Below are 22,452 nucleotides of genomic sequence, written 5' to 3' on the forward strand. Positions count from 1 at the left end.
GAATTTATTCTGGTCAAAAATCCGCCTACAGGTGCTAGCTAAAAGCCCGGTAGACCAACCATTATGCTATCTGGCGTGTTTGTAAACATTGTGCAATCAATGACATTTGCGATCGCCTATAGCGGGCGGGTACGCCATCGCGCCACGATTTGGCACAACAAACTGGAACTGATGGGAGGATACTGCGTGAAAATTGGTGCTAACTACTTGGGTGACGGAGAGTGTGAATTTACAGTTTGGTCTCCGCTATTAGAGAGCGTCACTGTACAAATTTTGACGCCAGAACAGCAGTTAATTCCGCTCAAGCCTCAGTCTGAGGGATACTGGCAAACGAAAGTCAACGATGTATATCCAGGCACGCTTTATCGGTATGTCTTAAATGGGCAAGACGCTTTTGCCGATCCCGCATCGCAGTACCAACCAGAAGGAGTACATGGGCCGTCTCAAATTGTCGATCAACAGTTTGAGTGGACTGATGAAGGGTGGACTGGGGTTCCTGTGGAATCGATGATTTTCTACGAACTTCACGTTGGGACATTCACGCCTGAAGGAAGTTTCACCGCTATTATTCCCCGCTTACCGGATTTGAAAGAACTGGGAATTAACGCCATTGAAATCATGCCCATCGCCCAGTTTCCGGGAGATACCCATATTGAAGCAACTCTTGCATATCGCAACTGGGGTTATGATGGCGTTTATCCTTTTGCTGTGCAAAATTCCTACGGTAGCCCAGCCGAACTTAAGCAACTGGTAAATGCTTGTCACCAAAATGAGATTGCTGTTGTATTGGATGTGGTGTATAACCACTTTGGGCCAGAAGGCAACTATATGAGTCAGTTCGCGCCCTACTTTACTAAAACCTATAAAACGCCGTGGGGCGATGCGATGAATTTCGACGATGCCTATAGTCAGGGCGTGCGAAACTATTTCATTCAAAATGCGCTGTATTGGTTGGGCGAGTTCCATATTGATGCATTGCGGCTGGATGCCACTCAAGCAATTTACGATTTGGGAGCCAAGCATTTTTTGTGGGAACTGGCGGAAGCAGTTCATCATTTTTCCCAACAAGGGCAAAAATGGAAACGCCATCTAATTGCTGAAAGTGACCTGAATAATCCACAAATGATTCGTCCGGCAGAATTGGGTGGGTACGGACTTGATGCCCAGTGGAGTGATGATTTTCACCATGCATTACACGCACTTTTAACAGGCGATCGCCAAGGATATTATCAAGACTTTGGGCAAACTGCTCAGTTAGCAAAAGCTTATGAAGATACTTTTATCTACGATTGGAAATACGCACCACACCGCAAGCGATTTCATGGCGTATCTTGCCGCGATCGCCCCCTATCACAGTTTTCAGTGTGCATTCAGAATCACGATCAAATCGGCAACCAAATGAAAGGAGAACGCCTCAGCCAGCGAGTCTCTTTTGAGGGATTAAAGTTAGCTGCTGGGGCTGTGCTGCTGTCGCCCTACTTACCCCTGTTGTTCATGGGAGAAGAATACGGCGAAACAGCACCCTTTATTTACTTTGTCAGTCACTCCGATCCTGATTTAATTCAAATGGTTAGAGCCGGACGCAAACAAGAATTTGAAGCATTTCACTATGCAGATGATCCCCCAGATCCAGAATCGGCAGAAACTTTCCTAAAGTCTAAACTCAACTGGGAACTACGCAATGACGGTAAGCACAAAGTTCTGTGGGATTGGTATCGTCAGTTAATTAATTTCCGCAAGACGCATCCAGCACTTTTGAATCAAGAGCGTAACTCCATCAAAGCGACTAATGATCAAGAAAAGGAGTTGGTAATCGTGCGTCGTTGGTGCGAATCAAGTGAACTAATATTTGTGATGAATTTCAATTCGTCTTCAGTGAAAGTGACTCTGCCGTTTGAGCAAAATGCTAATAAATTGTTGGACTCTGCTGATACCTCATGGTCTGGGCATGGTTCTGAAGCTCCTGAACATCTGTCTGTGGGCCAAGAAGTGAAATTGCAACCTACTAGTTTAGTACTGTATGAAAAAGCATGAGAGGGAGAGTTAGAACTTAAAGTTTCAGCTTCATAACCTCAACGTTCGAGCAATAATGCTTAACTTTCAAGCAATAAGGCTTAACGTTCGAGCAATAAGGCTTAACGTTCGAGCAATAAGGCTTAATGTTCGAGTAAAAAGGCTTAATGTTCGAGTAAAAAGGCTTAAGGTTCGAGCAAAAAGGTTCAACATTCAAGCTAAGAGGTTGTTTGAAAAATGGTTGACTGTGATGTTAGGCACTTATTGATCCCCCCTAACCCCCCTTAAAATTTACCCCACCCTAACCCTCCCCGTATGTATTGGGGAGGGAACTAGATTTCCTGTTTCCCCCCTTGATAAGGGGGGATTAAGGGGAGTAATACCCTTTTGCTACCGTGAAGAGGACTTTTCAAACATCCTCTAAAAGGTTCAGCGTTTACCCTCAAAACCTCATCCCCCTCACTCCCCACTTTGTAGAGACGCGATTAATCGCGTTTCTACTAATTTCCCACTCCCCATTCAAAAAAAATATGCGAATTCCTACCGCCACTTATCGAATCCAATTTACACCTCAGTTTGGCTTTGACAACGCCAAAGCGATCGCAGCTTATCTAGCAGATTTAGGTATTTCCGATTTATATGCTTCCCCCATTTTCAAAGCACGATCCGGGAGTACACACGGCTACGATATAGTAGATGCCACTCAACTTAACCCAGAAGTCGGAACTAATGAATCCTTTGATGCATTAGTTAGTGAAATTCAATCCCTTGGTATGGGCTGGTTACAAGATATTGTGCCAAACCACATGGCCTATAGCAGCGAAAACGATTACTTGATGGACGTATTGGAACATGGCCCAGATTCCAGCTATACCGACTACTTCGATCTTTCTTGGAATGCTCCCTTTGGCGATCGCCAACAACGAATCCTAGCGCCGTTACTGGGAGATTTCTATGGTACATCCCTGGAAAACGGACACATTCAGCTGCAATACGAACAAAACGGTTTAACCGTCAACTATTACAGCTTAAAATTGCCACTGCGGTTAGAATCTTACACAAAAGTTATCACTCAGAATTTGGGTAAACTTACCCGGACACTGGGACGCAATCATCCCGATTTTATTAAGTTATTGGGGATTCTCTATATTCTCAAAAATGTACCCTCAGAAGTTGCGGGAAAACAGCGACAAGACCAAATCGCATTTATTAAAGGATTGGTTTGGGAACTCTATAATACAAACGATGCCATCCGCGAGTTCATTGACGAAAATATCGAAACTTTTAACGGAGAACCCGGTAATTCAGAAAGCTTTAACCTCCTAGATGAATTACTGAATGACCAGTTTTACCGTCTCGCCTTCTGGAAGGTTGGGGCGGAAGAAATGAACTACCGCCGTTTCTTTACTGTCAATGAATTGATTTCCGTTAAAGTTGAAGAACTGCGGGTTTTTAATAATACCCACAGCTTTATTCAAAAGCTGGTTGAAGAAGGCAAATTTACAGGTTTACGGATTGACCATATTGATGGACTTTATAACCCAATCCAGTATCTCGAAAGGCTGCGAGAAAAGATGGGAGATGTTTATATCACCGTCGAAAAAATTTTAGAACTCACCGAAGAATTACCGAAAAACTGGGGAATTGAAGGAACGTCTGGCTATGACTTTCTCAACTATGTAAATGGCGTATTTTGTCAAACAGAAAATGAATCCTCCTTCGATAAAATTTACCAAAACTTTATAAGTTCCAGAGTAGATTATGCATCAGTAGTGAAGGATAAAAAACACTTAATTTTGGAAAAGAATTTAGCAGGTGATATTGACAATCTGGCACTTTTGTTAAAGAATGTTTCTAGCAAATATCGCTATGCCAATGATTTTACACTGAATGGCTTAAAAAGAGCGATCGCCGAAGTTTTGACACTGTTCCCGATTTACCGTACCTACATTACACCCGATGGGATTGGAGAAAGCGATCGCGCTACCATTCAAGAAGTAATTGATCAAGCCAAAGAACAAGCGCCCCTGTTGCAGAACGAACTGACCTTTATTGAAAAGTTAATGCTGCTAGAGTTTGATAATTCTTTGACTCAAACAGAACGTGAACAGTGGATATATTTTGTCTTGCGGATGCAGCAATACAGTGGCCCGTTAATGGCAAAAGGCGTAGAAGACACCACATTATATGTTTACAATCGGTTGCTGTCGCTGAATGAAGTCGGGGGAAATCCTGGTCATTTTGGCATCGACTTAGCTAAATTCCATGCCTTTAACAAACAGCATCAAGAAACCTGGCCTCACACAATGAACACCACAGCCACCCACGACACCAAACGCGGCGAAGATGTGCGGGCCAGATTGAATGTCCTCTCAGAAATCCCCGATGAATGGGATCAGCAGGTAAATACCTGGAGTGCCATGAATCGAGGACATCGTAGCCATCGCCACGGGTTCGCTATGCCTGATCGCAACGACGAGTATTTTCTCTATCAAACCCTAGTCGGGGCGTTTCCCTTTGCAGAACACGAACATGCATCCTTCGTGGAACGGGTAAAAGACTATATAATTAAAGCAATTCGAGAAGCGAAAGTGCATACAGCATGGTTGCGACCTGATAGCGAGTATGAAGAAGCTTGTACTTCCTTTATTGAGAAAGTACTCGACCCTTCCCTGTCTGGCGAATTTCTAGAAGCCTTTCGTCCCTTTCAAGGGCGAATTGCCGAGTATGGTATCTTCAATTCCCTTTCTCAAACTCTACTGAAGATTACCGCCCCCGGCGTACCCGATTTATACCAAGGAACAGAACTTTGGGAACTAAGCCTAGTTGATCCAGATAACCGCCGCCCGGTAGATTTTGAACAGCGACGCACCTACTTAAGCGCCATCCGTGAACAAGTAAAAACCGACATTCTAGGTTTGATTCAAGAATTGCTGAGTGATAAAACCGACGGCAGAATCAAACTGTTTTTAACGGCTCAATTACTCCAAGCCAGAACAAACTATGTCTCATTATTCCAGGACGGCGATTATTTACCATTAGAAGTTCAGGGAACCTACGCCAATCACATAATCGCCTTTGCACGGCAAGAAGGGAATCAAACAGCGATCGCGATCGCGCCTCGCTTTTTAACAAACCTGATCCAGCCAGGAGAAAATCCCTTGAGCGAGTCAGTATGGCAAGATACGCACCTACAATTACCCCCTGGAACTCCCCCCACCTGGAAAAACGTCCTTACTCAACAACCCTTACAAATCACACAAACCCTATCTATCGGATCTGCCCTCGCCCATTTCCCAGTCGCCCTATTAGTTAGTAGTGCCGAGTAAAAACATAAATCTATCCTACGCAGAGAAAACCCCTAAAACCTCTGCGTACCTCTGCGATTCCCTTCGCGTCCCTTTGCGTTAAAAAAAATTCTGAATTATGATCACCTCACCAGCACTTACCACCACGCAGATAGACACCGTGCGCCTCCATATTAAAAAAACCTGGAAAACTTTAACGCGATCGCACGAACACTTATTACAATCTGCCAAAGATACCAAACTAGACCACAAACCAGGCACTCCCTGGATCGTCTACATTTCCCCCTTAGAAGATTGTCCCAACATTCAGACTGTGTTAGAGCGATCGCTATCTCTCAAGGATATGCAAGCAATTGAAATTCGCACATTGCCCTCAGAAGTCGAAGCGATTAAACAGCATGGCTTACTATACCTACCAGGGCCTTATGTCGTCCCAGGTGGTCGATTTAACGAAATGTATGGCTGGGACAGCTACTTTATATTACTGGGACTTTTGCACGATGGAGAATTGGAACTAGCGCAAAGCCAGGTAGACCAATTATTGTACCAGGTGCAGCATTACGGCACTATCCTCAATGCCAACCGGACTTATATGCTGTCGCGATCGCAACCCCCCGTCCTCAGCATGATGGTTTTGGCACTATTCCAGCACACCCAGGATGAAGAGTGGTTGAGGTCAGCCGTCCCGCTTTTAGAACAATTTTACTATTACTGGGTAGTACCGCCCCATTTGAATCCTGGAACCGGCTTATCCAGATTTTATGCCTTTGGGGAAGGCCCCGCGCCAGAAGTTGTCTTCTCCGAGCGAGATGAGGAGGGAAAAAGCCACTACGATCGCGTCAAGGAATATTATCAAACCTTTGAGGTTGAAGATTACGACGTTAATCTTTACTACAACCGGGAAAATGACCAACTGACCAATCTATTTTATAAGGGCGATCGCACCATGCGTGAGTCCGGCTTTGATATCACCAACCGATTTGGCCCCTTCAGTGCTGATATCCTCCACTACGCTCCTGTGTGCCTCAACACTTTGCTGTATCAGGTAGAACAAGATATGGCAAGCATTAACGCTATTTTGGGGCGCGAACAACTGGAACAAAAATGGCGCGATCGTGCAGATATCCGCCGCGATCGGATTGATCAATTTCTTTGGAATGAAGAACGAGGACTCTACTTCGACTATCACTTCCAGAGTGGAAAACGCCGCCGCTACGAATTTGCTACCACATTCTATCCCCTATGGCTGGGAATTTCTTCTCCAGTCCAAGCGCAGCGCGTCGTAGAAAATCTCTCTTTGTTTGAAGCCCCAGGCGGAATTCTTACCAGTACTCATATCACTGGGAACCAGTGGGATGCTCCCTTTGGTTGGGCCCCATTAACGTTTATTGCTGTCCAGGGACTTCACCGTTATGGGTATCATACAGAAGGCGATCGCATTGCCAACAAATTCCTGGCGATGGTAATTAAAGAATTCGAGCGTCACAAGACCCTAGTTGAGAAATATGATGTTGAACGCTGTTCTGCCAACGTTTCCGACGAAATCTCATTTGGATATAGTTCTAACGAAGTTGGTTTCGGCTGGACAAATGGAGTCATTCTGGAACTCTTAGCAGGCGGTGGGAAAAAAGTTTAAATAAAAAGGCGTGAGTTTTTTCCTCACGCCTTTTTTTTATTGATTACACTTGACTTTATATGGCTTATGTATACTTGAATGAAATTTGAATGGGACAAAAATAAAAACCAACAAAATATCCAGAAACATGGCATTAGTTTTGAAGAAGCTACAGAAATATTTAACGGTGTTGTTTTCACCTCAATTGATGAACGGTACGACTATGAAGAAATTCGAGAAATTAGTATTGGCTCAATCCAAGGCATTGTAATTATTACTGTTGCCCATACAGACAGAAACGGCAAAATTCGATTAATCTCTGCCCGAAAAGCCACCCCCAAAGAAAGGAGAACCTACTATGAGTATCTCGCCCAATCGACTTAAAGAACTCCAAAATATCCCTGATACAGTGATTGATACTTCAGATATTCCTGAATTAGATCAGCAATTTTGGGAAACAGCCAAAATGGTAAAACCTGTTAGCCAAGACACCACATTAATTCAACTAGATCAAGATATTCTGGATTGGTTTAAAAGTAAAGGAAAAGGCTATCAATCTCTAATTAACTCCGTTCTCCGCTCTTATATTGAGCATAATTCATCGCTATAACGCCTTACCTTACTGGCTCGTATCAAATATGAGGAATAATCACAATGGTTCAATCAGCACCAAAAATTATAACCGTTGATGAATTTATTAGCCACTACGGTGAGTGCGATCGCTATGAATTAATTGATGGTGAATTAATTGAGATGGAACCAACCGGGCCACACGAGCAAGTATTAGCATTGATTGGGCGAAAACTGAATGTAGAAATTGATCGTCAGGATCTAAGCTACTTTATCCCTCATCGCTGTTTAATTAAACTATTAGGAACAGAAACAGCTTTTCGTCCCGATGCGATCGTGTTAGACCAAACTCAATTAATTAATGAACCATTATGGCAACAAGAACCCATAATTACATTAGGAAACTCAATTAAATTGATTGCTGAAGTTGTCAGTACAAACTGGCAGAACGATTATGCCCGCAAAGCTGAAGATTAAGCCCTGTTAGGAGTTCCTGAATATTGGATTGTAGATTATCTAGGTATTGGTGGCAGAGAATATATTGGCAAACCCAAACAGCCAACGGTAACAATTTGTAGCTTAATAGAGGATGAGTATCAAAAACAGTTGTTTCAAAACAACGATCAACTTATTTCCTCAATCTTTCCCAACTTGCAACTAATGGCACAACAAATCTTTAGGGCTGGGCGATCTGTCATTGAGTGAAATGCTATAAGCTGCGATCGCTTTGAGTAATTTGCCATTTACAAACATCTCTAAAGTTCATAAATAGATTATGTTAATATTTTGTCACGGAAAAGTCAATTTAAGAAAATTCGTAAATTTACTTGACTCGATTATTTAATAGGAAAAAACCCTGTAATGATTACCAGTCCATTATTTTAGGCTTGATTGTCTTCAATTTTATCATGATTTAATCCGCTTCAATATCTGCTGAATGTAGGTTAAATTACAACTCTCCTTGAATAGCACGGGCAATACTACTGATATGAGAAAGAATACGGCTCATTGCATTAACCATCTCTAAGAGAATGGAACTGGCATTAAGACTGACAGGATCTCCTGAACTTAGATGCTGGAGATGCCGTAGATAAATTTCCCGCTTAAATTGATTCAGCCACTGCCGCTGGGACAATACTTCATCTGCAATAGTTGAGTCTTGTGCAGCCAGGCCTGTTAGTGTTTGTTGCAACAGTCCTAGTACCTCGCCGTGGTAAGCAACAATGTCGTTCCACTCTAGCTGAGAAAAAGCAATTTGCTTGCGCCGTTTGCGTCGAGCTAATCGCATGAGTTGTCGGTCGATGATGTCGCCAATTGCCTCTAACTCCGTACTGATAGAAAGCAATGTTAACTCCCGTTGCGACTGTTCTGCCGTTAGCAATTCATCATTTATTTGAATCAGATAATGCTTAATAGCAGTTTCCATATCGTCAAGCTGGTTATCAAGTGCCCCAATCTGTTTAGGTAAATCTTTCACCCCGTCTTCAAACGCCTGAATACTAAGCTGCAACATTTCTGCGGACAAATCTGCCATCCGCAGAACTTCACGCATTGCTTGACCAAGTGCAACAGCAGGTAATGTCAATGCATTGGGATCGAGGTAACGTACACTTAGTTTCTTTTCTGTCTCAGGTTCTGGTACAAGTTTGGTGGCTAAGTCTGCAAGTAGACTTGCTAGTGGCACAAAAACGATCGCCAATATTAAGTTAAATCCCAGGTGTGCTAATGCTACTTGTGTGGCAGGATTGGGGATCAAATGAGTCAATAACACTGTCAAGGGATTGAGCAATGCCAACACGAATACTCCCCCAACTAGCCTGGTGCCAACATAGATGAATCCTAGTCGGCGTCCGACAACACTGCCTCGGTTCAATGCAGTGAGTAAGGGCATGAGTGTTGTACCAATATTGGCACCCAATGTTACTGCCAAAGCCGCTTCTAGTGGCAGGGCACCTCCTCCAGCCAACGCCATAACAATTCCGATTGCTGCAATGCTAGAGACAAATGCTGCTGCTAGCAGGATGCCCAGTAATACCAATACTAGAGGCGACTGGGAGAGTGCCTGCATAATTTCATTCGTAATCGGATTATTGGCTATGGGGACACTACTTGCATCAATCATTGCCAAACCTTGCAATACCAAACCAAAACTGAATACACCACGACCCACATCCCGCAGTGCCTTGCGTTGGGTCAACAGGGCAAATGCCGCTGCTAAACCGAGGAACTCTTGTGCATATTCAGTAATGTGGAATGCCAGCAGTTGCACGACCAATGTAGAGCCAACAGCAGCTCCCAGTAGCATGATCACTGCTGCTGCTAAGGGTAGCAACTGGGCACTGACTAGTCCCACCATCACTGAGGCCGTTGCTGTGGAGCTTTGGGTTAGCATCGTTACGATAATCCCTGATATAAAAGCTGCCAAAGGATGTCTCGCCAACCTCATCATCACCAGCCGCAAACGTGAACCTAATACCCGCTCCATTGCATCAGTGACTAGTCTTACTCCGTATAGAAGCAGCGTTGAACCTCCAATTAACAGTATCAAGACTTGTGTGGGATCTTGAGTCTTCAGCATCAGCACACCTAACTTTGCTAACTGACAATAAATACAGTAAGTCGGTAGACGTACTGTATTTAAGGATAGGTTAACTAAAGGTTAAATAAGTATAGTATAAGTTTTTATTAAGTACTAAAAATGCAGGAGTTGAATAAAAACAATATTTTTTGAAAAAAATTAAAACCAATACTCTGAGTTAAAACTAAAGGTGCGATTTGGTATTAGTTCTCAATGCGATAACGTATCACCTGCTTAATCGCTGTTATTGGTAATCCTAAAGCTTGAGCGATCGCGGCATCAACTTGAGCAAATTCAGTCACAGGAAACTCAAATTCCATCTCTTTTAAAAGCGAATCAGCAGTATAAACTTTAACTAACGATGTCAGTGCATCGACTACCGCAACGCTTACAGATGGTGAAAGCAGAAGATTGGCTACAAACTGTTTATGCCGTGGGATATAGATTGCTTGCCCCTGAATCATGCGATCGCTAATTTCTAACATGTTCAGCCGCAGTCAGCGTAACCTAACTCGCTGGTTTACGCTGTTGATGGGGAGTATTCTGGTGATATTTGCAGCAATACTTTACTTTTTAGAAGCCAAAGAGCAATTAGTGATTTATTATTCTTAGCTCAAAATGAGGGACAAGCGTTCGCGTAGCGTCTCGTACAGAAGTCCACCTGTGTGAACTAATGCAACAAGGGCTTGTTAACCCACAAATAAGCTGGGTAAAGTCTCGTTTAGTCGAGACTTTTTGTCACCCAACAAGTAATGAATTAGACTTTATAAACATCCGATGAAATTCATAACTAAATTATGTTGGTTCTTTGTAGCAACATAATTTCTATAGAGGCATTCCATGAAAATGTCTCTATGCACATCAAACTTTCATCAACAATCCTTAAGTAAACCGTATTTGTTGATATCAATTGCAACTAGAAAAATCCAGTTTGATTCATGAAAAAAACTTTAAGCTAAAAGCCTTGCTGGAAAAAGATTTTAGTCTTAATTATGCTTTTATTATCAAGTTGGATTCCTATATTCACCAACTACCAAGCATCATCTGTACGCTTATCGTAAGGCTCACCTGTAAAAGGTTGTACACCAATAGTAGGATAAGCGTCATCCGTAGGGCCAAAAATCCGCATTGCAGCTTCAGAAATATACTGGGTTATGTTCGCAATGATTTGGGAAATAGCCATAATATTGGACTCCTTTTTTCGAGTCGCTTTAATTGTGCTGCCTCTACTCTAATACTGATATTCAAGGCTGGCTCATATTCTCAATATATTGAGAATATATGCAATGTTTATTCAGATAACTTCGCAATACTTTAGCTTGTCAGAAAAACAACCTTTTCCCTTTGATTCTAATTGTAACATAGTTGTTTCTCCAGCCTCAGTTGGGACAAGAGCGAAAACAAACAATATTGTTTCCCTTCATTAACCACCTTCTTTGATTAACATTATTGCTAGCTATTACTATTAAAAAACATTAAGTATTTTATGAAGTTAGTATTAACTTGCCTATAAATTTACTGTTCTACGGCAATCTCAGAAAATATACTTGCTGATAGTTGACATTATTTATGGTAAATATTACCATAATAAGAAAAGCATCTTGTAAGGAAGCTCTTGCATGACAACTTTGCCAGATTTGGAATATGTATATAAACAGCAAAGCCAGCAAAACCAGGAACTAAACCTATCTGCGGATGATTACAGCTTGCTGACCGACCTTTACCAGTTGACGATGGCAGCTTGTTACACAGGCGAAGGTATAGAACAACGACGGGCAAGCTTTGAATTGACTGTCAGACGATTGCCAGAGGGTTTTGGTTATTTAATTGCAATGGGGCTAACGCAGGCATTGGAATATTTAGCCAAATTCCGGTTTAGTTCGGCGCAAATTGCGGCATTACAGGCAACGGGAATTTTTGCTCAAGCAGGCGATCGCTTTTGGTCACTTTTAGCTGAAGGTAAGTTTACGGGTGATGTTTGGGCAGTACCAGAAGGAACAGCCGTCTTTGCCAATCAGCCACTGTTGCGGGTGGAAGCACCACTTTGGCAAGCACAACTAGTAGAAACTTACCTGCTGAATACGATTAATTACCAAACTTTGATTGCTACAAAAGCAGCAAGGTTAAGGGATATAGCGGGAGAATCAGCAACACTTTTAGAATTTGGCACAAGACGAGCATTTAGTCCGCAAGGGTCTTTGTGGGCGGCGCGGGCGGCGTTGGCAGGTGGTTTAGATTCCACTTCTAATGTGTTAGCAGCGCTACAACTGGGACAAAAGCCAAGTGGTACGATGGCACACGCCCTGGTAATGGCATTGTCAGCAATAGAAGGCACTGAAGAACAAGCTTTTAGTGCATTTCATCGATATTTTCCGGGTGCGCCATTGCTGATTGATACTTACGATACCATTGCTGCTGCCGGGCGCTTGGCCGAAAAAGTAAATTCCGGAGAAATGCAATTAACAGGAGTGAGATTGGACTCAGGAGATTTAGTTACCTTATCAAAACAGGTGCGATCGCTCCTTCCCGGTGTGCCGATTTTTGTCAGTGGCGACTTGGACGAGTGGGAAATTGCCAGATTAAAAGCAGCTGGGGCCCAGATTGATGGTTACGGACTGGGAACGCGATTAGTTACAGGTTCGCCTGTAAATGGAGTTTATAAACTTGTAGACATTGATGGTATCCCAGTCATGAAAGAGTCTAGTGGTAAAGTTACTTATCCAGGACGCAAGCAGATTTTTCGCTCGTATACCGGAGGTAAGGTAAAAACAGACAGGTTGGGACTCATAGGTGAAATTGCCTTGGAAGAAGAACCTTTGTTGCAGTTGGTAGTGCAACAAGGTGAACGGATACAGCCGTTAGAGTCGTTAGCAACAATTCGTCAGCGTAGCGCCGCTTCAGTTGCTAGTTTGCCACAACAGACACGGCATTTGGATCATCCGGTGGCTGTAGAAGTGGAGATTTCTGAGGGGTTACGGGTGTTGACGGAGGAGACTAAGAAACGAACCGCCATCGCGGAGCGTCTCGTAGAGAAGGACGCAAAGGACGCAAAGTAAGATGATGAGAGTTGCTTTGTTTGGAACTAGTGCCGATCCACCAACTGCTGGACATCAAGAAATTCTGAGTTGGTTGTCTGAGCGTTATGATTGGGTAGCGGTTTGGGCAGCAGATAATCCATTTAAGTCCCATCAGACACCCTTAGAACATCGGGCGGCAATGCTGCAACTGTTGATTGCGAATATAGACGCGCCACGGCACAATATTGCTTTGGAACAAGAATTGAGTAGCTTCAGAACACTGGAAACAGTGGAAAAAGCAAAGCTTACTTGGGGTGAAGATGCTGAATTAACGTTGATTATTGGTTCAGATTTACTGACTCAGCTACCACGTTGGTATCACATTGAAGATTTGTTACAGGAAGTACAACTACTGATTGTGCCGCGACCGGGATATGCAATAGATGAATCTAGTTCAGAGGTAGTGCAAAAGCTGGGAGGGAAGATTGCGATCGCTAGTCTGACCGGTCTAGATGTTTCCTCAACAGCGTACCGCGAACATGGAGATTCTCAAGCCCTCACAGCCCCTGTAGTTGCCTATATTAATCGAGAGCATTTGTACGAATGCCAGGACGTTCACAAAAAAAGATACCAACTCCGTTAAACCAACAACCTTTGGCCGATTTCAAGGTTGGTGTTGATAATGTAATTTTTTCTGTAGATACTGTACAAAATCGGCTGTTAGTTCTACTAGTAATGCGACAGCAAGAACCATTTTTAAATCATTGGAGTCTTCCCGGTACTTTGGTACGTCCAGGAGAGTCTTTAGAAGATGCCGCCTATCGCATTATGGCGGAGAAAATTAAGGTCAACAATCTCTATTTAGAACAACTGTATACATTTGGCGGCCCGAACCGCGATCCACGGGAAGCAATTGATAGTTATGGTGTGCGTTATCTATCAGTTAGTTACTTTGCCCTAGTGCGATTTGAAGAAGCCGAATTAATTGCCGATCGCATGACTGGTATAGCTTGGTATCCAGTAAAACAAGTGCCGCAATTAGCTTTTGACCATAATGAAATTTTGGCTTATGGACATAGGCGGTTGCGAAATAAATTAGAGTATAGTCCGGTGGCTTTTGAAGTCTTGCCAGAAATGTTCACCTTAAATGATTTATATCAGTTATACGCCACAGTTTTAGGTGACAATTTTTCCGATTATTCTAATTTTAGAGCGCGTCTACTCAAGTTAGGTTTTTTATGCGATACCGGAATTAAGGTATCACGAGGTGCTGGTCGTCCAGCTAGTTTGTATAAGTTTGATGCCGAAGCTTTTGCTCCCTTAAAAGATAAGCCTTTGGTGTTTATTTAACCAATCTCTACCCAAAGTCCAGAGTAACTTATGACTCTTAACAAATGACAAATAACCAATGACTAATGACAAATAATATGAAAATTGTGATCGCTCAAATTAATCCGACAATTGGTGATTTGCTTTTAAATGCCAAAAAAATCCTGGAGGCATCACAACGCGCAGCATCTAGCGGTACGCGTTTGTTGCTGACACCAGAACTTTCTTTGTGTGGCTATCCACCAAGAGATTTATTACTAAATCCTAGTTTTGTGGAAGCGATGGGTATCACTTTACAAAACTTGGCTCAGGATTTACCACCGAATTTAGCTGTGTTGGTAGGAACTGTTGAACAGAATCTCGAAGCGTCTATTACTGGCGGTAAAAGTTTATTTAACAGCATGGCTTTGTTAGAAGATGGCAAGGTTAAGCAAGTTTTTCACAAACGACTTTTGCCTACTTACGATGTATTTGACGAACGTCGCTATTTTGAACCAGGCTTACAAGCTAATTATTTCACCCTAGATGATATCCATATCGGCGTAACTATTTGCGAAGATTTATGGAACGATGAGGAATTCTGGGGTAAACGTAGTTATGCAGTAAATCCGATTGCTGACTTAGCAATTTTGGGTGTAGATTTAATTGTAAATTTGTCTGCTTCCCCCTACACTGCAAGCAAGCAGCAGTTTCGAGAAACAATGCTCAGGCATAGTGCAATACGTTTTCAAGAACCGATGATTTATGTTAATCAGGTTGGGGGAAATGATGATCTAATTTTTGATGGGCGGAGTTTTGCCTTGAATCGTCAAGGTGAAGTTATGTGTCGTGCCCGTGGCTTTGATACCGATTTAGTAGTAGTTGAATTTAATGAAGCGCAACGGGATTTTCAATTAGGTACTGTAGCACCTGTCTATGAATCGGAAGATGAAGAAATTTGGCAAGCTTTGGTTTTGGGAGTGCGAGATTACGCTCGTAAGTGTCGCTTTTCTAAAGTAGTGTTGGGTTTAAGTGGCGGGATTGACTCTGCAATCGTAGCTGCGATCGCAACTGCTGCACTTGGTAAAGAAAATGTCCTTGGTGTTCTCATGCCTTCCCCTTACAGTTCCGAGCATTCCATTAGCGATGCTGTGGCATTAGCCGAAAATTTGGGGATTAAGACTCATCTTTTAGCAATTGGCGAGTTAATGCAAGGCTTTGATCAAACTTTAGGTGATTTATTTGCGGGTACGGAGTTTGGGCTGGCAGAAGAGAATATCCAATCTCGGATTCGCGGTAATTTATTAATGGCGATCGCTAATAAATTTGGCTATCTTCTCCTATCTACTGGTAACAAATCAGAGATGGCTGTTGGTTACTGTACTCTCTACGGCGATATGAATGGCGGGTTAGCGGTGATTGCAGATGTTCCTAAAACCCGTGTGTATTCACTTTGCCAATGGTTAAATCGCAATAATGAAATCATCCCGCAAAACGTCTTGACTAAACCACCTAGCGCCGAACTTAAACCAGGTCAAGTTGATCAAGACTCTCTACCGCCTTACGAAATTTTGGACGATATTTTGCAACGCCTGATTCATAATCACCAATCAGCAGCGCAAATAGTTGCAGCCGGTCACGATCCGGTAATTGTAGACAGAGTAATTCAAATGGTAGCGCGGGCTGAATTTAAACGGCGACAAGCACCCCCCGGTTTAAAAATTACCGATCGCGCTTTTGGAACTGGTTGGCGAATGCCAATTGCTAGTAACTCGGTTGGTGTCAAAAACGCCTACCAGACTAAAACCACAGCTACACCTAACCTTAGTTTGTTGTGATGGACAAAATGCTCATCCGCGTTGTCTAGGCGCGGATAAGCATTACCATTGAAACTAAATTATCAAAGAAAATTATGTTAGATGAAGCAAATTTTGAACAACGTTTAGCGACTCTTGAACAAACAGTTGTAGATATCAAACATCGAGTCATTGATGCGCCTATCTCTAATAATTGGCTGGAAAAGGTTATTGGCTCAATCTCTGATGAATCAGCATTTTTGAAAGCTTTAGAGTATGGTCGGTCATTACGCCACGCTGACATATAGCCAAAGATTTACTTTCTACCTTCACCATTCCATCTCTGAACTCGAAGATTGCACCTTTTAACACCAATTGTCGAGTTAAAAGAGCGATCGGTTGACCTTTAATCCTCGAAGTTGCGCCTTTAATCCTCGAAGTTGCACCTTTAATCCTCAAAGTTGCACCTTTTATTCTCGAAGTTACGCCTTTTAGCCTCGAAATTGCGTCTTTTAGCCTCGAAATTGCGTCTTTTATCCTCGAAGTTGCGCCTTTAACCTTCATTATTCTACTTTTGAACTTAAAGCTTGCACCTCAGAACACAAATTGTCGAGTTAAAAGGGCGTAAGTCTAGCTTGTCGGAGACATTGCTCAACCTCTGAGCTTAATCAATAGGTTATTTTTACTCATCTAAACGCTGTGCGATCGCGTTCACCAATCTCTCAAATTCTGATTCGCTGTGAATATCTTCAGTCTGAGTATTCATGTCTCTCAGCAGGTCGGTAAGTTTGGCGATCGTGCTACGTATCTCTCTGTATTTGACAGCTTGTTCAATAATTTGCAGCAGTTCTTCGTTAGTCATTTGGGGTTTTACAGAGGCGATGCCTGACGACGAGTTGCTGCTTGGACGCGCAGCAGAGAAATTGAGCTAATTAATAATCTAGCCTGTATCAAGGATTAAATTCAGGCAATGTGCGTGCGTTCGCAGACTCCAGATAACATCATATTTGAGGTTGTAGTATAGTTTTAGACAACATCAATTTTGAAAATGATGTTTATACTTAGAAATCAGTAAATAAAAGCAGGTGCATAATGAAACTACAAGATTTCTTGGGAAAAGATGAGAAATGGTCATTTGATGCGATCGCAGAAGATGCAGATTTGGCTCGTTATGTTGCTAATCGCAAATATACTTTTTACACTACCTGATTCCTGGGGATGATTTACTGTAAACCTTTTCAGGATGAGGTAATGGTTAATTGATAGATTTATTCTTGTGATGCAATATTTAGTAAGGTAGCATAGCTGTGCTACCTTACTTTGTCTAACTTTGTTCTTGTGGTTCGCCTATCTGTGCTGTCAATTTCTCTTTATCTTGCCTGCGTTTCTTGGCGTAAAGTTGAATAGTGACTGCCATCAAAATAATCATGGCGAAAATAGCCCAAGCAGCGATATCTGTAGGTAGATTATTCTTAAACACAGCCAGCAACACGATCGCTACTAACATAACTGTGGGTGCTTCATTTAAAGCACGTAATTGCTGACTATTCCAGCCACATTCATCTACTGCTAACTTTTTCATCAGCCGAGCGCAGTAATGATGATAGCCAATTAAAATGGCAACAAACAGCAGTTTTATATGCAACCAACCCTCTTTTAAAACGTCCGGTTCAGTGGTTAATAAACCGATAGCCATTGCGATCGTCACAAACATTCCTGGGTTAGTGATGATATAGTAGAGACGCTTTTCCATAATTTGATACTGATTTTTCAGTATCGTTCGCGCTGGTTCAGGTTCAAGGTTTGCTTCAACATGATAGATAAAAAGACGAACTAAGTAGAACAAACCAGCGAACCAAACTACAAATCCGACAATATGAAAGGCTTTAAACCATGAATAAGCCATGAAGATTAATCTCCTTTACTTGTGGTTGTGATTCATTTTTAATGGTAATAAAAAATTCACAATTGCAGGCTGGAATAATATTATAAGTCTGGCAAAAATCCAGAATTAATTTTTTTACTACAGATAAATTATCAGTGTTTATCTGTGGTTTCATTTTTATAATATCGATTTTTGCCAAAAGTATATTGTCAATGAGCATCTTTACGACGCACAAAGGGTAAAAGGTCTTCTAAAATCGCTTCATGGTAATGTTCTTGAGGATAATGTCCAACGTTATTAAGTTTTATTAATTCGGTATTTGGTACGGATTTGTCAAAATTTTCGGCAATGTCTACGGGTAACCAAGGGTCAATCATACCCCATTGAATCAGAATTGGCTGTTGCCATTCTTTAAAGCCAGATTCGATTTCTTTCATTGCTGAATCAAGCTGTAAATTGCGAATACTTGATAAGAGACTCCGCCCAGATGAAGAACTTTTTAAAAATGGTTTTCGATAAATATCTAATTCCTTATCTCCTATACGATAACGGCTTCCACCTTCTAGCGTCCGGTCAACCAAAAGCGGGTCTTGGGTCATGACTTCACCTGCCAAAGGTAAACCCATTTGTTTAATTTTCCAGGGTAATTTGGCAGCAGTTGAAATTGGTGTATTTAAAATAGCTATATTGGCAATTTGTTCTGGATGACGCAAGGCATATTGTAATCCTACGGAACCTAAAAAACCTTGGACAACTAAAGAAAAATGTTCAAGTTCTAGCGCTTTAACAAATCCTTCTAAAGCTGTGATAAAAGCATCGGGAGTGTAAGCAAAATCTCGTTTTTCTGGTTTTGCAGAAAAGCCGTAACCAATCCAATCTGGAGCGATCGCTCTTGTACCCTGATTCGCCAAAGCAGGTATAATATTACGCCAACTATAACTTTGTGAAACTAAGCCGTGTAGCAACAACACAGGCGCTAAGTCAGTTCTACCGATTGGTAAAGATTCCCGATAAAACCATTCCAATGAATCTACATTGATTTTATGTTCTGTTATTGACACGCTATTTTCCTATATTGGGGATTGGGTACTGGGTATTGGGGATTGGGGATTGGGTATTGAATACTGATATGAAGAATTCAGTCCCCAGTCCCTAGTCCCCAGTCCCTAGTCCCCAGTCCCCATTCCCTGAGAAATAATCATCTCACGAATTGCATAAGCTGTAGCGGGCGCTAGTAAAACGCCGTTGCGATAGTGTCCGGTAGCTAGGAGGACATTACTAAACCCTGGCAACTTACCAATAACTGGGGCTGGGCGGCCTTCAGGACGGGGACGTAACCCCGACCAAGTGCGGAGAATAGTTGCTGTGGCTAACTCTGGACAAAATGCGATCGCTTGTTCTCTAACAGATTCCAGCAGTTCTTGATTTGGTGGTATTTCATCGCCATTGTTGGGAAATTCCACTGTTGCACCCACCCAATAATCTCCACCACCCACAGGAACAATATGCACATCGTTACCCGTTATCGCTGGCTGGAAGTCTGGATTACCTAACGGATGCCCTACGTGCATTTGCAATGCTTGCCCTAACACGGGGCGGATATCAATTATTTGATTTAATTTTGCTGTCAGTGGTGTTGAACCTAGCCCAGCTGCGACTACAAACCAATCTGCCGCTATTTTTCCTTCTGTAGTCTCAAGTTGATTGCAAAATTGGGGGGAAGAATCAGGTGGTGAGGTTTGGGCATCCAAAACAGCCACACCAAATTTGAAAGTTACACCGTTTTGCTGGGCAGCCTCAACTAAAGCTAATGTGAGAGCAGTTGGATCAAGTTGACGGTCTTGAGGAGAATAGACAGCACCAGTAATTGTTTCGTGATCAACTTGAGGACAGATATTTTTGAGTTTAGCCCTATCCCATATTTCTAAATGCCAGCCTTGAGAGTGGCGAACTTCTACAAGTTTTTCCCATGCTGCTAAATTTTCCTCTTCCAAACCAAGACTGAGAATTCCCTGGCGATTAAAGGGGATTTTACGACCTGTTAAAGCTTCTAGTTCAGGAATCAAAGTTTCATAGCGTTGGATGCTAGTTTGTCGCATCTGCCAAGCTTTGCCCTTAATTTTTTGGCTGATTGCGCCCATTAAAACGCCAAGTGCAGCGCCCGTAGAAGCTTGTGCTGGTGCTTGCCGATCGCAAACTGTGATTTTCAGCCCTTTTACTTGACTCAGTTGGTATGCGATCGCAGCCCCAACCACACCACAACCGATAATAACTACATTCATGACTTGTGCTTTAAATAAGAAGTTAGGAGTTGGAAGTGAGGAGTTAAAAATTTAAAATTCCTAACTCCTGTAGAGACGCGATTAATCGCGTCTCTACCTCCTAACTCTTGTACAGACGCGATTAATCGCGTCTCTAACTTTTAACCCTCTTCTTTGTTAGGAAGCAGATTAAGGAATTTGTCAATATCTGCAAAAGCAGCTTCAGAGCTAGTCAAGGCAGGTTGAGGTTTGCCAGCACTAGTAGCTTTATCAAGTTTAACCAGGTCGTTAAACAAATCTCGCGTTATCTGACGTGCTGCCGGTTGGTCTTTGGGCAGAAGGTTGGAAGTGACATAAGTCAGGTTCAGCCTTGCTTCTGTTATGGGCCCATGTATAAAGTTACGCACATTGATCCAATCACTTCTTTGGATCAGGCTTTTTAACTCTTGTGAGCGATCGCGCACAGCCTGAATTTCAGGAACATAAGCCTGAATTCTTTCAAGTTGCGTTGCTGTGTAAGTTGGAGGTGCTACCGCGACACCAGGGCCGCCACAACTAATGAGGAATGTGGCCAATAATACTAGGAAAAATGAAAAAATCGAGCGTTGACGCGCCATACATTGAACTTGATTACTGTTTTTTTGCCGATTAACAGTGTCATTTTAGATCGCTAGCGTAATTTATCGTTCTTATCAGCCAAGGATTTTGCAGAAAATCTCGATATTTTTTACAAACGGCAGAGTTTCATCTACTTTTTAAGTATAATTACTTAAAAGGTGTTAGCCAGTCTCAACAAGAAGCGATTTTTGGTATCTGTCTAGTAGCCAGGATTGTTAGGGAAATATGATTTAGAGTTGCTAAATCTCAAAGGTCTTGATAAGCTGAAACACCAATATTATAAGCCTTCTGGCGGTTTTTCTGTCTTCACATCCCGGAAGATGCCGACGCAATATAGGAGTATTTTTTAGTGAACGCAGCTGAACAGGCAACGAACCTTGAACTCGCCAGCAACATTGCTACGGTGGTTAATTTGTTCAAATTCGAGTTTCCTGATGCCAAATCTGATCTCAAACCCTGGAAGAATGACCCGGAAACCAGAGAGTTAGTCGATCCAGATTCTATAGATATTGGCTTTCACTTTCCTGGTATCAGCAAATCTTGGCGAAGTCGCAGTATTTTAATTCAAATCCGATTTTATCAAGATCCGATCAATAATTCCCGCCGTGCGATCGGCGTGGAAGTAGCTGGATTTGATCATCGCGGTGAAGCGTGGCGACTTTCTACGGTAGAAAACTGGAGTGTTGTCGGCGCATCTTCGCCTTCTGATGAAATCGAGGATAAGCTCAAACAAATTTGCCGACAGATTTTAGAAGTTTTTAATAAATCAAGTGAGTCAATGAAGTAACACACCATAGGCGCACAGCATTGCACATCTGTGCGCCGCTACGATGGGATCTCAGTCATCACCTGAATACACATCCGCCACTTGGGATAGTCTTTTTTAGCGATCACTTCAAACAGATCGTGAGTCGCATGATCGGGATCTTCTCCTTTGATCTTCGCCGATTCTTCCTCCGTCAAGGTTTGATGTCCTTGCAGAGTCTTAAAGTGAAATTTGCACCAAACGCGTTCACGAAGTGACTCTGAAAGAGTATCGTCCTGAGTATTAATCAAACTAAAGGTGTGGCTACCAAAGCCATCCATGTGTCGATAGGTTTTCAAAATTCCCCAGTCAGAAAACAAGATCGTTACCTGGTGAAGCGATTCTGGACTAAGTGACCAAAAATCCCACTTTGCATTATGGTCTTTGCAATTGGTTTGGGGATTATCTTCGTTCCCCTGCTCTGACTGGGAATGCCTACTAGGGGGGCTGTGACCTTCTTTACTCGCGGCACCGCCATGAGAAGTATTTTTAGACAAAGGCTAGAAATGAGGTTTTAAAGGATATAAGCAGTTACGCATGAAAGCTATAGCACTCCTCGGTTGAGTCCCATATAGACCTAACCCCCAGCCCCTTAAGAGCTAGCGTTGGGGAGTAAGATTCAAAGCCTCTCTTTTTTCTCCTTTTAGGAGAGAGGAATGGAAGTGAGGTCAGATATTG

General features: G+C 42.5%; 19 protein-coding genes and 2 pseudogenes. 12 read left to right on the forward strand and 9 right to left on the reverse strand.

The features are described from left to right. Window positions 1–186 precede the first annotated feature (186 nt). From treZ to ACFE90_RS02225, 6 genes and pseudogenes are all read left to right on the forward strand, one after another. A complete protein-coding gene (gene treZ / locus ACFE90_RS02200) occupies window positions 187–2,034 on the forward strand; it encodes a malto-oligosyltrehalose trehalohydrolase (RefSeq protein ID WP_375497401.1) in 1,848 nt (615 codons plus the stop codon). A 509-nt stretch (window positions 2,035–2,543) separates the two neighbouring features. Continuing rightward, the gene (gene treY / locus ACFE90_RS02205; protein WP_375497323.1) at window positions 2,544–5,342 is read left to right on the forward strand and encodes a malto-oligosyltrehalose synthase; all 2,799 of its coding nucleotides are present in this window, start codon (window positions 2,544–2,546) and stop codon (window positions 5,340–5,342) included. 97 nt (window positions 5,343–5,439) lie between these two features. Next, window positions 5,440–6,957 carry a trehalase family glycosidase gene (locus tag ACFE90_RS02210; RefSeq protein ID WP_375497325.1) on the forward strand — a complete coding sequence of 506 codons (1,518 nt, stop codon included), beginning with the start codon at window positions 5,440–5,442 and terminating at the stop codon, window positions 6,955–6,957. 78 nt (window positions 6,958–7,035) lie between these two features. Beyond that, window positions 7,036–7,320: a BrnT family toxin gene (locus tag ACFE90_RS02215; protein ID WP_375497327.1), complete on the forward strand. Its 285-nt coding sequence runs from the start codon at window positions 7,036–7,038 to the stop codon at window positions 7,318–7,320. Further along, window positions 7,295–7,546 carry a BrnA antitoxin family protein gene (locus tag ACFE90_RS02220; protein WP_375497329.1) on the forward strand — a complete coding sequence of 84 codons (252 nt, stop codon included), beginning with the start codon at window positions 7,295–7,297 and terminating at the stop codon, window positions 7,544–7,546. The genes ACFE90_RS02215 and ACFE90_RS02220 overlap by 26 nt, the downstream gene beginning before the upstream one ends. A 44-nt stretch (window positions 7,547–7,590) precedes the next feature. Further along, window positions 7,591–8,211 (forward strand): annotated as a pseudogene (locus ACFE90_RS02225) (Uma2 family endonuclease). Between the two features lie 244 nt (window positions 8,212–8,455). On the opposite strand, the gene ACFE90_RS02230 reads toward ACFE90_RS02225, so the two are convergent. From ACFE90_RS02230 to ACFE90_RS02240, 3 genes are all read right to left on the reverse strand, one after another. Continuing rightward, the gene (locus ACFE90_RS02230; protein ID WP_375497331.1) at window positions 8,456–10,084 is read right to left on the reverse strand and encodes a Na/Pi cotransporter family protein; all 1,629 of its coding nucleotides are present in this window, start codon (window positions 10,082–10,084) and stop codon (window positions 8,456–8,458) included. Window positions 10,085–10,287: 203 nt separating this feature from the next. Next, entirely contained in the window at window positions 10,288–10,569 is a 282-nt protein-coding gene (locus ACFE90_RS02235) for a hypothetical protein (protein ID WP_375497333.1), read from the reverse strand. Between the two features lie 545 nt (window positions 10,570–11,114). Beyond that, a complete protein-coding gene (locus ACFE90_RS02240) occupies window positions 11,115–11,267 on the reverse strand; it encodes a hypothetical protein (protein WP_375497335.1) in 153 nt (50 codons plus the stop codon). Window positions 11,268–11,703: 436 nt separating this feature from the next. On the opposite strand from ACFE90_RS02240, the gene ACFE90_RS02245 reads away from it, so the two are divergent. The 5 genes from ACFE90_RS02245 (at window position 11,704) to ACFE90_RS02265 (ending at window position 16,513) form a co-directional block, all read left to right on the forward strand. Then, window positions 11,704–13,140, forward strand: coding sequence for a nicotinate phosphoribosyltransferase (locus ACFE90_RS02245; protein WP_375497337.1), 1,437 nt, complete (start codon window positions 11,704–11,706; stop codon window positions 13,138–13,140). Between the two features lie 4 nt (window positions 13,141–13,144). Beyond that, entirely contained in the window at window positions 13,145–13,744 is a 600-nt protein-coding gene (locus tag ACFE90_RS02250; RefSeq protein ID WP_375497403.1) for a nicotinate-nucleotide adenylyltransferase, read from the forward strand. Beyond that, window positions 13,705–14,451, forward strand: coding sequence for an NUDIX domain-containing protein (locus ACFE90_RS02255; RefSeq protein WP_292730417.1), 747 nt, complete (start codon window positions 13,705–13,707; stop codon window positions 14,449–14,451). Before ACFE90_RS02250 ends, ACFE90_RS02255 begins: the two co-directional genes overlap by 40 nt. A gap of 77 nt (window positions 14,452–14,528) precedes the next feature. Further along, window positions 14,529–16,247, forward strand: coding sequence for an NAD+ synthase (locus ACFE90_RS02260; RefSeq protein ID WP_375497405.1), 1,719 nt, complete (start codon window positions 14,529–14,531; stop codon window positions 16,245–16,247). 74 nt (window positions 16,248–16,321) lie between these two features. Beyond that, window positions 16,322–16,513 (forward strand): transferase hexapeptide repeat containing protein, encoded by a 192-nt coding sequence (locus tag ACFE90_RS02265; protein WP_375497339.1) that lies wholly within the window; start codon window positions 16,322–16,324, stop codon window positions 16,511–16,513. Window positions 16,514–16,887: 374 nt separating this feature from the next. Here ACFE90_RS02265 and ACFE90_RS02270 read toward each other — a convergent pair whose 3' ends face one another. The 5 genes and pseudogenes from ACFE90_RS02270 to psbQ form a co-directional block, all read right to left on the reverse strand. Continuing rightward, window positions 16,888–17,067 carry a hypothetical protein gene (locus ACFE90_RS02270; RefSeq protein WP_375497341.1) on the reverse strand — a complete coding sequence of 60 codons (180 nt, stop codon included), beginning with the start codon at window positions 17,065–17,067 and terminating at the stop codon, window positions 16,888–16,890. Window positions 17,068–17,529: 462 nt separating this feature from the next. After that, complete coding sequence (gene hemJ / locus ACFE90_RS02275) at window positions 17,530–18,111, reverse strand: protoporphyrinogen oxidase HemJ (RefSeq protein ID WP_375497343.1); 582 nt, start codon at window positions 18,109–18,111, stop codon at window positions 17,530–17,532. A 188-nt stretch (window positions 18,112–18,299) separates the two neighbouring features. Beyond that, entirely contained in the window at window positions 18,300–19,151 is an 852-nt protein-coding gene (locus ACFE90_RS02280; protein WP_375497345.1) for an alpha/beta fold hydrolase, read from the reverse strand. A gap of 105 nt (window positions 19,152–19,256) precedes the next feature. Then, complete coding sequence (locus ACFE90_RS02285) at window positions 19,257–20,372, reverse strand: NAD(P)/FAD-dependent oxidoreductase (RefSeq protein ID WP_375497347.1); 1,116 nt, start codon at window positions 20,370–20,372, stop codon at window positions 19,257–19,259. A 140-nt stretch (window positions 20,373–20,512) separates the two neighbouring features. Next, window positions 20,513–20,986: pseudogene (gene psbQ / locus ACFE90_RS02290) on the reverse strand (photosystem II protein PsbQ); the annotation flags it as partial. 332 nt (window positions 20,987–21,318) lie between these two features. On the opposite strand from psbQ, the gene ACFE90_RS02295 reads away from it, so the two are divergent. Then, entirely contained in the window at window positions 21,319–21,756 is a 438-nt protein-coding gene (locus tag ACFE90_RS02295) for a hypothetical protein (protein ID WP_375497349.1), read from the forward strand. Between the two features lie 38 nt (window positions 21,757–21,794). On the opposite strand, the gene ACFE90_RS02300 is transcribed toward ACFE90_RS02295, so the two are convergent. Then, on the reverse strand, window positions 21,795–22,271 hold the full coding sequence (locus tag ACFE90_RS02300) for a catalase (protein ID WP_375497351.1): 477 nt from the start codon (window positions 22,269–22,271) through the stop codon (window positions 21,795–21,797). Window positions 22,272–22,452: the final 181 nt, after the last annotated feature.

The sequence above is a fragment of the uncultured Nostoc sp. genome, from assembly GCF_964245445.1.
Classification (GTDB): domain Bacteria; phylum Cyanobacteriota; class Cyanobacteriia; order Cyanobacteriales; family Nostocaceae; genus Nostoc.